Below are 14,004 nucleotides of genomic sequence, written 5' to 3'. Positions count from 1 at the left end.
CCGACCACGGGGGTGCCGTCGCCGGTGGAGCCGGTGATGCGTTCGGGGTTCATGGTGTGCGGTCCTCTCGAGGGATGGCGGACGGGACGGTGGGCGGGACGGGCGGGCAGCTCAGGAGCCGAGGATCCACAGCAGCACGGCGTCCTCGGTGCCGGGGTTCTCCCAGGTGTGCGGCTCGGAACCGGGGAACGTCACGGTGTCCCCGGCCTGCAGGTCGTAGACGCGGTCCGGGACGTGGAGCCGGAACCGGCCGCTGATCAGGTGCAGCACCTCGGTCTCGCAGTCCATGCTGTACATCGCGTCCTCGCCGCGGCCGCCGGGCGACACGCGGGCCCGGATGACCTGCACCTTGCGCTGGGCCGACGGCGTGACGAGCTGCTCCTCGATGCCCTCGCCGCCGAGGTCGACGTGCGGGGCGTCCCCGAGCCGGACCAGCTCGACGTCGGCGGGCCCCGCGAAGAGCTCGCCCACGTCGATCCGCAGCACCTGGCACATCCGGACCAGGGAGTCCACGGACGGTGAGGTGATGTCCCGCTCGACCCGGCTGACGAAGCCCTTGGTGAGGCCCGCGGCGGAGGCCAGCTGGTCGATGGTCATGTGGCTGCGCCGCCGGTGGTTGCGCAGCCGCGACCCCACGGCGGCCGTGTGGCCGGAGCTCTCGATGGGCAGTGCTTTCACGACGACGCCTCCTCCCGAACGGTTCTACCCGCCCGTCACGATCCGGACCCGTTCCCAAAACATGATCTGCATCATACTCTGGAGGGCAACTTTTGTTTCTTGCCAAGCAACCCTGTCCCGGGGAAGCTCTCGATCACCCCGGGAGCGCCTGCGCTCCCGGAAGAAGGGACATCCATGAACGTGCTGATCATCGCGCTCTACCTGGTCGCCATGGTGGCGGTCGGGCTCAGGGCCAGCCGGCGTGCCCACAACTCGGAGGACTACCGGGTGGCGGGCCGACGGCTGGGTCCGGGCTTCTACACCGGCACCATGGCCGCCGTGGTCCTCGGCGGCGCCTCCACCGTGGGCGGGGTGGGCCTCGGCTACACCTACGGCATCTCCGGGATGTGGCTGGTCGTGGCGATCGCCACGGGGCTGGCCGCGCTGAGCCTGTTCTTCGCCGGCCGCATCCAGTCCCTCAAGGTCTTCACGGTGTCCCAGATGCTGCAGCTGCGCTACGGCGAGGGCGGGGGCGCGAAGGCGTCGTCGTTCGTGATGCTCGCCTACACCGTGATGCTGTCGGTGACGTCGACCTCGGCCTACGCGGCGATCTTCTCGGTGCTGTTCCCGATCGACCGGACCTGGGCGATCCTGCTCGGCGGCGTGGTGGTCGTGGCCTATTCGGTGCTCGGCGGGATGTGGTCGATCACGCTGACCGACATGATGCAGTTCGTGTTCATGACGGCCGGCCTCTTCCTGGTCCTCCTGCCGTTCTCCCTCTCCGCCGCCGGCGGCTGGTCCGGGCTCACGGAACGCCTCGACGCCTCGTTCTTCACCTGGAACGGCATGGGCACGCAGGCGATCATCACCATGTTCGTCGTCTACGGCTTCGGCATGCTCATCGGCCAGGACATCTGGCAGCGCGTCTTCACCGCCCGCTCCCCCGAGGTCGCGCGCTGGGGCGGGCTCACGTCCGCCGTCTACGTCGGCGTCTACGGCGTGGCCGGCGCGGTGATCGGCATGGCAGCCGCCGTCCTCGCCCCGGACCTCGCCTCCCCCGACGACGCCTTCGCCACCATGGCCCAGCAGTACGTCCCGGTCGGTCTCGGGGGCGTCGTGCTGGCCGCCGGTGTCGCGGCCATGATGTCCACCGCCTCCGGCGCCCTCATCGCCTCGGCCACCGTGGCGCGGGTGGACGTCGTCCCCACCCTGAAGGCCCTGTCCGGCCGAGGCACCGCCCCGGCCGGGCAGGACGCGACCGCCGCGGACGACGCCGCGGAGCTGCGCACCGACCGGTTCTACATGCTCGTCTTCGGGGTGGTGATCACCGCGATCTCGATCTTCGTCTCGGACACCGTCACCGCGCTGACCATCGCCTACGACATCCTGGTCGGCGGCCTGCTCGTCGCGATCCTCGGCGGACTCGTGTGGCGGCGCGGCACGGGCCTCGGCGCGGCGCTGTCGATGCTCGTCGGCTCGGTGGTCGTCCTGGCGTCCATGGTGTTCTTCGGCGTGCTGGCCAACGCCCCGATCTACCTGGGCCTGCTGAGCTCGGCGATCGTCTACGTCGTCGTCTCCCTGCTGTCCCGGCCCACGTCCGCGCAGGTGCGGCAGTCCTGGAACGAACGTCTCGCGGGCTCCGGCCCGGCCGGCGCCGAGCGCCCGGAGGTCCGGCCGTGACCGGGGCGCCCGGCGCCCCCGGAGCGGACGCCGCAGCGGAGCGGACGTCCTCCCCGCCGGCCCGCCGGACGGTGGAACGGGCCGCCGCCGACGGGCACAGGTCCGCCTGGTCCCGCCTGTCGGACCACCTCGACGAGAACTCCGAGGGCTACGGTCCGCTGCGGGGCACGCTGGGGGCGGGCCGGATCGGGATGATCTGGCTCGCGGCCAACCTCGTGGTGACCACCCTGCTGACGGGCACGCTGTTCGTGCCCGGGGTGTCCTGGCCCACGGCCCTGGGCATGATCGTGCTGGGCACGCTGATCGGCGGGACGGTGCTGGTGCTCGTGGGGAACATGGGCACGCGCACCGGCCTCCCCACCATGTCCCTGACCAAGGGCTCCTTCGGGCTGCGCGGCTCCTTCCTCCCGGTGGCCGCGAACGTGGTCATCCTCATGGGCTGGAGCTGGGTGCAGGCCATGCTCGCCGGCGTCACCGTGAACTTCCTGGTGGAGCAGGCGACCGGCTACTCCGACCCGGTGCTGTTCTCGGTGCTCTGCCAGACCCTGGTCGTGGCGCTGGCCGTCCTCGGCCACGAGGGCATCGCCCGGATCGAGCCGTGGCTGGCGGTGGTGATCCTGGGGATCATGGCCTGGATCTTCACGGTGGCGTTCACCTCCTACCCGGTGGCCGGCTTCGCCGCCCTGCCCGTGGACACCGGAGCGGGCTGGTCCTCCATCGCGGTCCTCGACGTCGTCATCGCCACGGCCATCTCCTGGACCGTGCTCTCCGCGGAGTTCAACCGCCTCGCCCGGACCCAGCCCGCGGGCATGATCGGCTCCGGCACGGGATACGTCCTGTCCACGGTCGCGGCCATGAGCCTGGGCGCGACCGCCGTCGCCTACGTGGTGCTCGACGGCGGCGAGGCGGTCGGCTTCGACCCGACGGTGCTCGTCGCCGCCTTCGGCGCGCCCCTGGCGGTCGTGATCTTCCTGTCGGTCATGGCCACCAACACCATGGTCGTCTACGGCATGGTCTCCTCGGTGGTCAACCTCACCCCGTCCCGGAGGCTCCGGTTCCTGCCCACCGCCCTGGCGCTGGGGGCCGTGTCGATCCTCGGTGCCACCTGGCTGGGGCTGCTGGACCAGTTCACCAGCTTCCTGGTCCTGATCGGCTCGCTCTTCATCCCGGTCTTCGCGATCATGCTGGTGGACTACTACGTGGTCAAGCGCGGCGCCTACGGAGCGGACATCCTGCGCGGACGCGGTGGCCGGTACTGGTACCGGGGCGGGGTCCATCCCGCCGCCGTGGTGGTGTGGGCCCTCGGCGCGGCCTCCTCGCTCGTGCTCACCTACGTGCTGCCGAGCCCCGTGGGCGCGACCATCCCCACGTTCGTGCTCTCCGCCGCGCTCTACCTGGGCTGGGCCCGCGCGGCCGGGACGATCGTGGCGGGACGCCCGGTGCAGCGCCACCTCTGTGACGCGGTGGACGACACCGTGGCGCCGGACGGGTCCCGAGAGCTCGGCGAGCCGGAGGAGACCGCGGATGCGCCTCGTTGACCTGAGCCAGCCGGTGGAGGCCGGCATGCAGGTCTTCCCGGGGGACCCGCCCGTGGACACCCGGCTCGCGGCGTCCTTCCCGCAGGACGGCTTCCAGGTGGCCGAGCTGCACCTGGGCACGCACAGCGGGACGCACGTGGACGCCCCGCTGCACACCGTGGACGGGGGCTCGCCCGTGGACGCGATCGACCTCTCCCGCCTGGTGGGACCGGCGCGCATCGTGCACGTGCCGGGCCTCGGGGAGCACGACGTGATCCGCTGGGAGCACGTCCGGGCGCAGCTGGAGGACGTCCGGGCCGGCACGATCGTGCTGTTCCGCACCGGCTGGTCCCGGCACTTCGGCACGCCGCGCTACCTGGCGCACCCGGTGCTGCACGAGGAGATCGCCGGGCACCTGCTCGCCGCGGGCGTGCGCGTGCTCGGCGTGGACACCCTCAACCCGGACCGCACCCCGGACGCCTCCTCGACCGGCCCGCTCGAGCTGCCGGTGCACGCGGCGGTCCTGGGCTCGGGCGGAGCGATCATCGAGAACCTGACGAACCTCCACGCCGTCACCTGGCGGGATCCGCTGCTGAGCGCCCTGCCGCTGCGACTGCGAGGTCTGGACGGCTCCCCGGTGCGGGCGGTGGCGATGCAGCTGTGAGCCCCGCTCCGCCGTCCCCGGGACGGGCGACCGGGCAGGACCGGCCCCGTCCGCACCCCGGAGTGCCCCGTACCGACGTCCCCCGCCCCGGCGGCCCCGACGCCGTCGACGCCATCCGATCCCCGAGAAGGAGAGCCCCCGCCATGACCGCTGATGCCCCCGCCACCGCCTCGTCCCCCTACCGGTCCGTCAACCCGGCCACCGGCCAGGTGCTGGCCGAGTACGCCACCGCCACCGACGCCCAGGTCGAGGAAGCCCTCGCCGCCGCCGGCGCCGCCTTCCGCGCGTGGCGGTCCCGGCCGATCCAGGAACGGGCGGCCGTCGCCGCCCGCGTCGGGACGCTGTTCGCCGAGCGCGCCGAGGAGCTGGCCGTGATCGCCACCGAGGAGATGGGCAAGCCGCTCTCCGAGGCCCGCGACGAGGTCGAGTTCTGCGCCGAGATCTTCGGCTACTTCGCCGACCAGGGCCCGGCCCTGGCCGCCGACCAGCCGATTCCCACCTCCGGCGGTGGCCGGGCGGTGATCCAGAAGCGTCCGGTGGGGGTGCTGCTGGGGATCATGCCGTGGAACTTCCCCTACTACCAGGTGGCCCGCTTCGCCGCCCCCAACCTGGTCCTGGGGAACACCATCGTGCTCAAGCACGCCGAGTCCTGCCCCCGCTCAGCCCTGGCCCTCCAGCAGCTGCTGGACGACGCCGGGGTGCCGGCCGGGGCCTACCGCAACCTCTTCGCCTCCCACGACCAGGTCGCCCGGATCATCGCCGACCCCCGGGTCCAGGGGGTCTCGCTGACCGGGTCCGAGCGCGCCGGGGCGAAGGTCGCCGAGATCGCCGGGCGGAACCTGAAGAAGGTCGTGCTGGAACTGGGCGGGTCCGACCCCTACGTGGTCCTGGACACGGACGATGTGCAGGAGTCGGCGCGGGCGGCCTTCGCCACCCGGATGGCCAACACCGGCCAGTCGTGCAACTCCAACAAGCGGATGATCGTCACGGCCGGGATCCACGACGAGTTCGTGGCCGAGCTGACCCGCCAGGCCTCCGCGCTGGTGCCCGGCGACCCGGCCGAAGACGCCCCGGGCACCTACGCCCCGCTGTCCTCCCGGGCCGCCGCGGAGAACCTGGCGGCCCGGATCCGGGACGCGGTGGAGGCCGGGGCCACCCTGCACGCCGGCGGGCAGGTGCTCGAGGGCCCGGGCGCCTACCTGGCCCCGGCCGTGCTCACCGGGATCACCCCGGGAATGGCCGCCCACCACGAGGAGCTCTTCGGCCCCGTGGCGGTGGTCTACCAGGTGACCGGTGACGAGGAGGCCCTCGCCCTGGCCAACGACACCCCCTACGGCCTGGGCGGGGCCGTGTTCAGCACGGACCCGGACCGGGCGCGCCGGCTCGCCGAGGGCCTCGACGCCGGCATGGCCAACGTCAACGCCGCCGAGGCCGAGGGCGCCGAGATGCCCTTCGGTGGGGTCAAGCGCTCCGGCTACGGCCGGGAGCTCGGGCCGCTGGGGATGGACGAGTTCGTCAACAAGCGCCTGCTCTACGTCAACGACTGACCCACCATCGAGGACCGGCACGCCCGACGCACGGGATCCCCGCCCACTGCACCCCACCCCTTGGAGGACCGCTCATGACCGTCCGCAGGACCACCGCCCGCGCCGTGCTGGAGACCCTCCGGGGCTACGGGGTCGACACCGTCTTCGGCATTCCGGGCACCCACTCGCTCGAGTTCTACCGCCCGCTGCGCGAGCTGGGCATCCGGGCCGTCACCACCCGCCACGAGCAGGGCGCCGCCTACGGGGCCGACGGGTGGAGCCAGGTCTCCGGGCTGCCGGGGGTCGTCATCACCACCTCCGGTCCCGGCCTGCTCAACTCGCTCTCCGGAGCGGCCACCGCCTACGCCGAGTCCCGGCCGATGATCATCCTGTCCCCCGGCCGGCCCGTGGGCCACGACTTCCGGGACATCGGCTCGCTGCACGAGACGAAGAACCCGTCCGCGGCCGTCGACGCGATCGTGGGCCGCAGCCGCCGGGTCACCAGCGGCGCCGAGGCCGTGACCATGGTCCACGACGCCTTCCGGGACTTCGCCCACTCCCGGCCCCGGCCCGTGCACATCGAGATCCCGCTCGACGTCCTGGAGGCGGAGCTCGACGTCACCGACCGTCAGGTGGCCCCGCGGAGGCTGGGCGCCCCGCAGCCGGCCCCGGCCGAGGACGTGCGCCACGCCGCCGAGGTGCTGCGCGGCGCCCGCGCCCCCGTCATCCTGGCCGGCGGCGGCTCCCTGCCCGCCGGGGAACGGCTGCTCGAGCTCGCCGAGCTGCTCGAGGCCCCCGTGATCACCACGACCAACGGCAAGGGCGCCATCCCGGAGCGGCACCGCCTCTCCCTGGGCGCCGACCTGCGCCTCGCCACCGCCCACGAGTTCCTGCGCTCGGCCGACGCCCTGCTCGTCATCGGGTCGAAGGTGGGCGAGGCCGAGCTGTGGGGCGGGGACATCACCCCGGCCGGGCCGATCGTGCGCGTGGACATCATGCGGGACCAGATGCTGTGCAACCTGGACCCGGACATCGAGCTGCCCGGCCACTCCGCGGCCGTGGTCCCGCAGCTGATCGCGGCGATCGGCCCGCTCGAGCCCCGGCCCCCGCGGGACCTCACCGGCGTCTTCGCCCGGCTCGACGACGAGGGCCGCCGCTGGGCGCCCGACCTCGCCGCCCTCAACGAGACGATCATGTCCGTGGTGCCCGAGGACACCATCGTCGCCGGGGACTCCTCCCAGGTCACCTATCTGGGCTCGACGACGTTCTTCCGCGCCCGGCGCCCGCGCTCCCTGCTCTACATGGGGACCTACGCGACCCTGGGCTACGGGCTGCCGGCCTCCATCGGGGCCAAGCTCGCCGCGCCGGACCGGCCGGTGGTCTGCCTCGTGGGCGACGGCGCCCTGATGTTCTCCGTCCAGGAGCTGATGACGGCCGTGGACCTGGGCCTGGACCTGCCGATCATCTGCGTGGACAACGGCGGCTACGGCGAGATCCGGCAGAACATGACCGACCGGGACATCGACCCCTTGGCCGTGGACCTGCGGCAGCCGGACTGGCCGGCGCTCGCGGAGGCCTTCGGCGCCGTGGGCCTCGAGGCCACCCAGGAGACCCTGGCCGAGAAGGTCGCCGAGGCGCTCGCCGTGCGCGGCCCCAGCCTGGTGCACCTGCGCGTCTGAGCCGGCGGGCGGGTGCATCACGCGCGGGTCACAAGTTGCGCAGAGTGCTCCCGGAGGGCTCGTGGAAGACCCCCGGAGTCCGCCGTCGTGCCTTGTGAACGGTCGGAAAGGCTGCTTACGGTGGAGGGGCACGACCCGGGGCGCGCGGCGTCCGCCGGTCCGGGACCACGGCCGAAACCAGGAGGCTCATCGTGAAGACACGTGAACGCACCACCACCCGCAAGGCTGCCGCGAGCGTGCTCGCCGTCGCGGCCCTCGGACTCGCCGGCTGCGGCAACAACGAGCCCGAGACCGGCGTCGATGTGGAGGACGTCCAGGAGAGCGAGGTCCTGGAGTCCTCGCCGGCCCCGCAGGAGGGCGATGAGACCGCGGCGGACGTCATCGCTCCGTACAACGGCGCCTACACCCGGGACTTCTCCGACGACCGGGCGCTCTACGAGGGCCAGGAGGTGACCCTCACCGGTGAGGTCGAGGACGCCGTCACGCCGAACGCGCTGCAGCTCTCGGACCCGAACGACGTCGAGCTGGGCTCCCTGCTCGTGCTGCACGACGCCGACCTGCCGGACATCGAGGACGGCGCCCTGGTCGAGGTGACCGGCACGCTCCAGGCGTCGCTGGACGTGGCCGCGGCCGAGGAGGACCTCGGTGTCGACCTCGGGGACGAGCTCAGCGACATGGAGGGCGAGTCCTACGTCCAGGCCACGGAGGTCACCGTGACCGAGCCGGCCGAGTGAGGCCCCGGCCGGCCGGGTCGAGGACCCGCGGCCGGTCCGCAGCACCGCACCGGGGGGCCGTGCGGTCCGGGAGCACTCGCCGTGCTCCCGGACCGCACGGTCCCTCGTCGTGGGTGGGCACCGGAGAGCTGCGCACCCGGTCCGGTCGCCCGCCGAACGGTCCGCGGCGCACGGGGCCGGGGCCGCGCCACGTCACCGAAACACGGTGTGCACGCACCCGTAACACGGGGACCATAGCGTGGCCCCAGCCCCGAGCGCCCGCCGTCCCCGAGGAGAACCGTGCACCTGACACCCCGCGAACAGGAGAAGCTGCTGGTCGTCGTCGCCGGTGACCTCGCACGCCGGCGCCGGGACCGCGGGCTGCGGCTCAACCACCCCGAGGCCGTCGCCCTCATCACCTCCGAGCTGCTCGAGGGCGCCCGGGACGGCCGCACCGTGGCCGAGCTGATGTCCTGGGGCTCCACGATCCTCGCCCGCGAGGACGTCATGGAGGGCGTGCCGGAGATGATCCACTCGGTCCAGGTCGAGGCGACGTTCCCGGACGGCACCAAGCTCGTCACCGTCCACGACCCCATCCGCTGACCCAGCGGCGAAGGAGCCCCCGTGATCCCCGGAGAGTACGTCCTGCGGCCCGAGCCCGTGCTGATCAACGCCGCGCGGCCCACCACGGAGGTGGACGTGGTCAACCGCGGCGACCGCCCCGTGCAGGTGGGCTCGCACTTCCACTTCGCCGAGGCGAACCCGGGCCTCGAGTTCGACCGGGAGGCGGCCCGGGGCTTCCGCCTGGACGTCCCCGCGGGCACGGCCGTGCGCTTCGAGCCCGGCGACCGCAAGCGGGTGCGTCTCGTGGCCCTGGCCGGACGCCGTGAGGTGCACGGCCTGGCGAACCGGGTGAACGGTCCGCTGGATCCACCGGCCGGCCCCGCCGCCGGGGAGGAGCAGGCATGAGCCACGAGATGTCCCGCGCCCAGTACACGAGCCTCTACGGGCCCACCACCGGGGACCTGGTGCGCCTGGCCGACACCGAGCTGTTCCTCGAGGTCGAGCGCGACCTCACGGTCCCCGGGGACGAGGTGGTCTTCGGCGGCGGGAAGGTGATCCGGGACGGCATGGGCCACAACGGCCGGCTGACGCGGGACGACGGCGTGGTGGACACCGTGATCACCAATGCCGTGATCCTGGACGCCTCCGGGATCTACAAGGCGGACGTGGGGCTGCGGGACGGTCGGATCAGCGCGATCGGCAAGGCCGGCAACCCGGACATCATGGACGGCGTCGACATCCTCGTCGGGGCCTCCACCGAGGTGATCGCCGGCGAGGGCCGGATCCTCACCGCGGGCGGGATCGACGCGCACATCCACTTCATCGGCGCCGACCAGATCGGCACCGCCCTGTCCTCCGGGGTCACCACGATGTTCGGCGGCGGCACCGGACCCGCCGAGGGCTCCAACGCCACCACGATCACCCCGGGCGCGTGGCACCTGGCCCGGATGTTCCGGGCCCTCGACGACTACCCCATGAACTTCGGGCTGCTCGGCAAGGGCCACGCCTCCGCGCCCGGCCCGCTCGCGGAGCAGATCCTCGCCGGGGCCGCCGGGCTGAAGATCCACGAGGACTGGGGCGCCACGACCTCGTCCATCGACACCGCCCTGGGCGTGGCCGACGAGTTCGACGTCCAGGTGGCCATCCACACCGACACGCTCAACGAGTGCGGCTTCCTCGAGGACACGATGGCCGCCATCGCGGGCCGGGTGATCCACACCTTCCACACCGAGGGCGCGGGCGGCGGGCACGCCCCGGACATCATCCGCATCGCCGCGCTGGGGCACGTGCTGCCCTCCTCCACGAATCCGACGCTGCCCTACACGCGCAACACGGCCGAGGAGCACCTGGACATGCTCATGGTCTGCCACCACCTCAACCCGGACATCCCGGAGGACGTGGCGTTCGCCGACTCCCGGATCCGGCCCGAGACGATCGCCGCCGAGGACGTCCTGCACGACCTCGGGGTCTTCTCCATGACGTCCTCGGACTCCCAGGCCATGGGCCGCGTGGGCGAGGTGGTGCTGCGCACGTGGCAGCTCGCCGACCAGATGAAGCGGCGCACCGGTCCCCTGCCGGAGGAGACGGGCCGGGGGGACAACGCCCGGCTGAAGCGCTACGTGGCCAAGTACACGATCAACCCGGCGATCGCGCACGGGATCGCCGACGTCGTGGGCTCGGTGGAGACCGGCAAGTTCGCGGACCTCGTGCTGTGGGACCCGGTGTTCTTCGGGGTGAAGCCGCAGCTCGTGCTCAAGGGCGGGCAGATCGTGCACTCCCTGATGGGCGACCCCAACGCCTCGATCCCCACCCCGCAGCCGCAGCTGATGCGCGACGCCTTCGGCGCCAAGGGCACCGCCCCGCACGCCAACTCCATCACGTTCATGTCCCGCGCCGCCGTCGAGGCGGGCGTCGGCGAGCGCCTGGGCCTGCGCAAGCGCGTGCTGGCCGTCGGCGGGATCCGCGGGCTGTCCAAGAAGGACATGCGGCACAACGACGCCACGCCGGAGATCGAGGTGGACCCGCAGACCTACGAGGTCCGGGTCGACGGAGAGGTCGTCACGTGCGAGCCCGCCGAGGAGCTGGCCATGGCCCAGCGCTACTTCCTGTTCTGACCGGCCCGCCGGCACCGCCCGGTGCACCCGGCCGGTCCCGGACGCCCCCAGCACCCCGAACACCCCGAGAGGACCCGCACCCGTGATCGTCGAAGCCGTCGTCGGCAACCTGGCCGAACTCACCGAGCAGGAGCGCTCCGGCCTGCACCTGGAGCGCATCGCGCTGTCCGGGCCCGAGCTGCGCAAGCGCGTCCAGCGGGTCGTGACCGACCAAGGCACCGAGGTGGGCATCCGCCTGGCCGAGCGGCGGGAGCTCAAGGACGGTGACATCCTGCACCGGGAGGGCTCCAACGCCGTGGTGGTCTCCACCCTGCCCACCGACGTCCTGGTCGTCGCGCCGGCCACGGTCGAGCAGATGGGCTTCGTGGCGCACTCGCTGGGCAACCGGCACCTGCCCGCCCAGTTCCTCGGCCCCGGCGCCGAGGTCCCGGAGCTGCCGGGGCACGACGGCCTCATGCTGGTCCAGTACGACCACACGGCCGAGGCCTTCCTGCGGGAGGCCGGGGTGCGCTTCGCGCGCGTCGAACGGCAGATGGAGATCCCGTTCCGCCATGCCGAGCACACCCACTGAGCCCGCGCCCGCGGCCGCCGCTCCCGGCCCCGCCGGGATGCTGGCCGTGCTGCAGCTGTGCGACTCGGCCCTGCCCACCGGCGCGTTCGCCCACTCCCTGGGCCTCGAGACCTACATCGACGACGGCACGGTGGGCGACGAGCCGGGTTTCCTGGCGTGGGTGCGGCACTGCCTGCACCACCAGGTGGTGCCCGCCGAGGGCTGGGCCGTGCGGGCCGTCGCCACGGCGGCGGACGACGACGCCGTGTGGCGCGCCGACGACCTGCTGGCCGCCCAGGCCCTGCCCGTCCAGATCCGGGACGCCGCCTCCGCGATGGGCCGGCGGATGGCCGAGATCGGCGCGGAGAACTTCCCCTCGCCCCGGCTCACGGCCTATGCGGACCGGCTGCGGGCGGGGACCAGCCGGGGCAGCCCCGCGGTGGCCTTCGCCCTCGTGGGCGCCGACCTCGGCGTGGCCTGGGAGCATCTGGCGGGGGCGTACCTCTTCTCGACCGTGACGTCCCTGACCCAGAACGCCGTGCGCGGGATCCCCATCGGCCAGAACGCCGGCCAGCGCGTCCTGCGCGCCCTGCACGACGACGTCGCCCGCGGCGTCGAGCGGATCGGGCGCATGGCCGACGACGAGTTCGGGGCGACCAGCCCCGGGCTGGAGATCGCCCAGATGCGCCACGCCTGGCAGCGGGCCCGCATGTTCATGTCCTGACCCACCGTCCACCGCACCGTCCACCGCACCGACCCAGGAGTTCCCATGACCACCGTTCCTCCCGCCCCTCCCGCCCCTACCGCACCGACCGGCCGCGGCCCCGTGCGCATCGGCGTGGGCGGCCCCGTGGGCGCCGGCAAGACGCAGCTCGTGGAGCGGGTCACCCGGGCGCTGATCGACGAGGTCTCGATGGCCGCGATCACCAACGACATCTACACGATCGAGGACGCCAGGATCCTCGCCCGCAACGGCGTGCTGCCCCTGGACCGGATCGTCGGCATCGAGACCGGCGGCTGCCCGCACACGGCCATCCGTGAGGACACCTCGATGAACGAGGCCGCGATCGAACGGCTGTGCCGGACCCACCCCGACCTGCAGATCGTGTTCGTCGAGTCCGGCGGGGACAACCTCTCGGCCACGTTCAGCCCCGAGCTGGTCGACTTCTCGATCTACATCATCGACGTGGCCCAGGGCGAGAAGATCCCCCGGAAGGCCGGGCAGGGCATGATCAAGTCCGACCTGTTCGTGATCAACAAGACCGACCTCGCCCCGCACGTCGGCGCCGACCTCGATGTCATGGCCGCGGACTCGGCGGTGTTCCGCAGGGACCGGCCGTTCTGCTTCACGAACCTGCGCACGGACGAGGGCCTCGAGCAGATCCTGGCGTGGATCCGGCACGACGTCCTGATGCTGGACATGGCCCGGTGACCGCCGCCGCGGCCGCCGCGCCGACCGGCCGGCTCGCACTGACCCTGGCGCCGCGCGGACGGCGCACGGTGGCCGTCCGGCAGTTCCACGAGGGCGCCCTGCGCGTGCTGCGCCCCCACCACCTGGACGGGTCGGGGCAGCCGTGCTTCGTCGTCGTCAATCCCGGCGGAGGATACCTCGGCGGGGACCGCTACGAGCTGGACGTCGCCGTGGAGGCCGCCGGCACCGCCCTGGTCACCACCCAGTCCGCGACCAAGGTCTATCGCACCCCGGCCGCTGCCGCACGGCAGGACGTGCGCTTCGCACTCGGCCCGGGCGCGGTGCTCGAGTACCTGCCGGACCAGCTCATCGCCTACGAGGACGCGGACTACGTCCAGTCCACGACCGTGTCGATGGACCCCTCCGCCTGCCTCGTGGCGGGCGAGGTGGTCACCCCGGGGTGGGCGGCGGACGGGACCGTCTTCCGCTACCGCAGCGTGGTGCTGCGCACCGAGGTGGTGATGGGCGGGCGCACGGTCGTGCTGGACAACCTCCGCCTGCGCCCCGGGGAGGACGCCGTCGCCGAGCTCGGCTTCCTGGAGGGCCGCACCCACCTGGGCTCCCTGCTGGTCGTGGACCCGCGCGTGGACCGTGCCCTGGTCGAACGGGTCCACGAGCTGCTCGCCGCGGCCGAGCAGCGGCTGCCGGGGCTGCGCTGCGGGATCTCCGAGCTGCCCGTGCCGGGGCTCGTGGTTCGCGCGCTGGGGCCCGGTTCCGAGGAGCTGACGGAGCTGCTCCTGGACGTCTCCGCGCTGCTGCGCGCGCAGTGGACCGGACAGGGCCGCGTGGCGCTGCGCAAGTACTGACCGGTCCCCGCGCACGGCCGGGGAGGACACCCGATCTCAACCGCCCGGAAACGCCGCGGCCAC

14 protein-coding genes are annotated in these 14,004 nt (G+C 72.9%); 13 read left to right on the top strand and 1 reads right to left on the bottom strand.

Features of this window, described 5'->3' with window-relative positions:
- Positions 1 to 111 precede the first annotated feature (111 nt).
- Positions 112 to 678 carry a helix-turn-helix domain-containing protein gene (locus RE027_RS12665; RefSeq protein ID WP_368808629.1) on the bottom strand — a complete coding sequence of 189 codons (567 nt, stop codon included), beginning with the start codon at positions 676 to 678 and terminating at the stop codon, positions 112 to 114.
- 174 nt (positions 679 to 852) lie between these two features.
- Between RE027_RS12665 and RE027_RS12660 the strand changes: the two genes are divergently transcribed.
- The 13 genes from RE027_RS12660 to RE027_RS12600 all read left to right on the top strand — a co-directional run bounded on the left by RE027_RS12660 (position 853) and on the right by RE027_RS12600 (position 13,941).
- A complete protein-coding gene (locus tag RE027_RS12660; protein ID WP_368808628.1) occupies positions 853 to 2,337 on the top strand; it encodes a sodium:solute symporter family protein in 1,485 nt (494 codons plus the stop codon).
- Between the two features lie 191 nt (positions 2,338 to 2,528).
- Entirely contained in the window at positions 2,529 to 3,875 is a 1,347-nt protein-coding gene (locus tag RE027_RS12655; protein WP_368808633.1) for a purine-cytosine permease family protein, read from the top strand.
- Entirely contained in the window at positions 3,862 to 4,518 is a 657-nt protein-coding gene (locus tag RE027_RS12650) for a cyclase family protein (protein ID WP_368808627.1), read from the top strand. Before RE027_RS12655 ends, RE027_RS12650 begins: the two co-directional genes overlap by 14 nt.
- 143 nt (positions 4,519 to 4,661) lie before the next feature.
- On the top strand, positions 4,662 to 6,065 hold the full coding sequence (locus tag RE027_RS12645; protein ID WP_368808626.1) for an NAD-dependent succinate-semialdehyde dehydrogenase: 1,404 nt from the start codon (positions 4,662 to 4,664) through the stop codon (positions 6,063 to 6,065).
- Positions 6,066 to 6,139: 74 nt separating this feature from the next.
- Positions 6,140 to 7,723 (top strand): thiamine pyrophosphate-binding protein, encoded by a 1,584-nt coding sequence (locus tag RE027_RS12640; RefSeq protein ID WP_368808625.1) that lies wholly within the window; start codon positions 6,140 to 6,142, stop codon positions 7,721 to 7,723.
- A gap of 191 nt (positions 7,724 to 7,914) precedes the next feature.
- On the top strand, positions 7,915 to 8,457 hold the full coding sequence (locus RE027_RS12635; protein ID WP_368808624.1) for a hypothetical protein: 543 nt from the start codon (positions 7,915 to 7,917) through the stop codon (positions 8,455 to 8,457).
- 279 nt (positions 8,458 to 8,736) lie between these two features.
- A complete protein-coding gene (locus RE027_RS12630) occupies positions 8,737 to 9,039 on the top strand; it encodes an urease subunit gamma (RefSeq protein ID WP_368808623.1) in 303 nt (100 codons plus the stop codon).
- Positions 9,040 to 9,060: 21 nt separating this feature from the next.
- A complete protein-coding gene (locus RE027_RS12625) occupies positions 9,061 to 9,405 on the top strand; it encodes an urease subunit beta (protein WP_368808622.1) in 345 nt (114 codons plus the stop codon).
- Positions 9,402 to 11,114 carry an urease subunit alpha gene (ureC, locus tag RE027_RS12620; protein WP_368808621.1) on the top strand — a complete coding sequence of 571 codons (1,713 nt, stop codon included), beginning with the start codon at positions 9,402 to 9,404 and terminating at the stop codon, positions 11,112 to 11,114. The genes RE027_RS12625 and ureC overlap by 4 nt, the downstream gene beginning before the upstream one ends.
- 82 nt (positions 11,115 to 11,196) lie before the next feature.
- Positions 11,197 to 11,685, top strand: coding sequence for an urease accessory protein UreE (locus RE027_RS12615; protein ID WP_368808620.1), 489 nt, complete (start codon positions 11,197 to 11,199; stop codon positions 11,683 to 11,685).
- Entirely contained in the window at positions 11,666 to 12,388 is a 723-nt protein-coding gene (locus tag RE027_RS12610) for an urease accessory protein UreF (protein WP_368808619.1), read from the top strand. The genes RE027_RS12615 and RE027_RS12610 overlap by 20 nt, the downstream gene beginning before the upstream one ends.
- Before the next feature lie 45 nt (positions 12,389 to 12,433).
- Positions 12,434 to 13,096, top strand: a complete 663-nt coding sequence (gene ureG, locus RE027_RS12605; protein WP_368808618.1) for an urease accessory protein UreG — start codon at positions 12,434 to 12,436, stop codon at positions 13,094 to 13,096.
- Complete coding sequence (locus RE027_RS12600; RefSeq protein ID WP_368808617.1) at positions 13,093 to 13,941, top strand: urease accessory protein UreD; 849 nt, start codon at positions 13,093 to 13,095, stop codon at positions 13,939 to 13,941. The genes ureG and RE027_RS12600 overlap by 4 nt, the downstream gene beginning before the upstream one ends.
- Positions 13,942 to 14,004 lie beyond the last annotated feature (63 nt).

Source organism: Kocuria sabuli, assembly GCF_040981185.1.
Lineage (GTDB): Bacteria > Actinomycetota > Actinomycetes > Actinomycetales > Micrococcaceae > Kocuria > Kocuria sabuli.
This window is presented reverse-complemented; position numbering and strand designations above follow the sequence as displayed.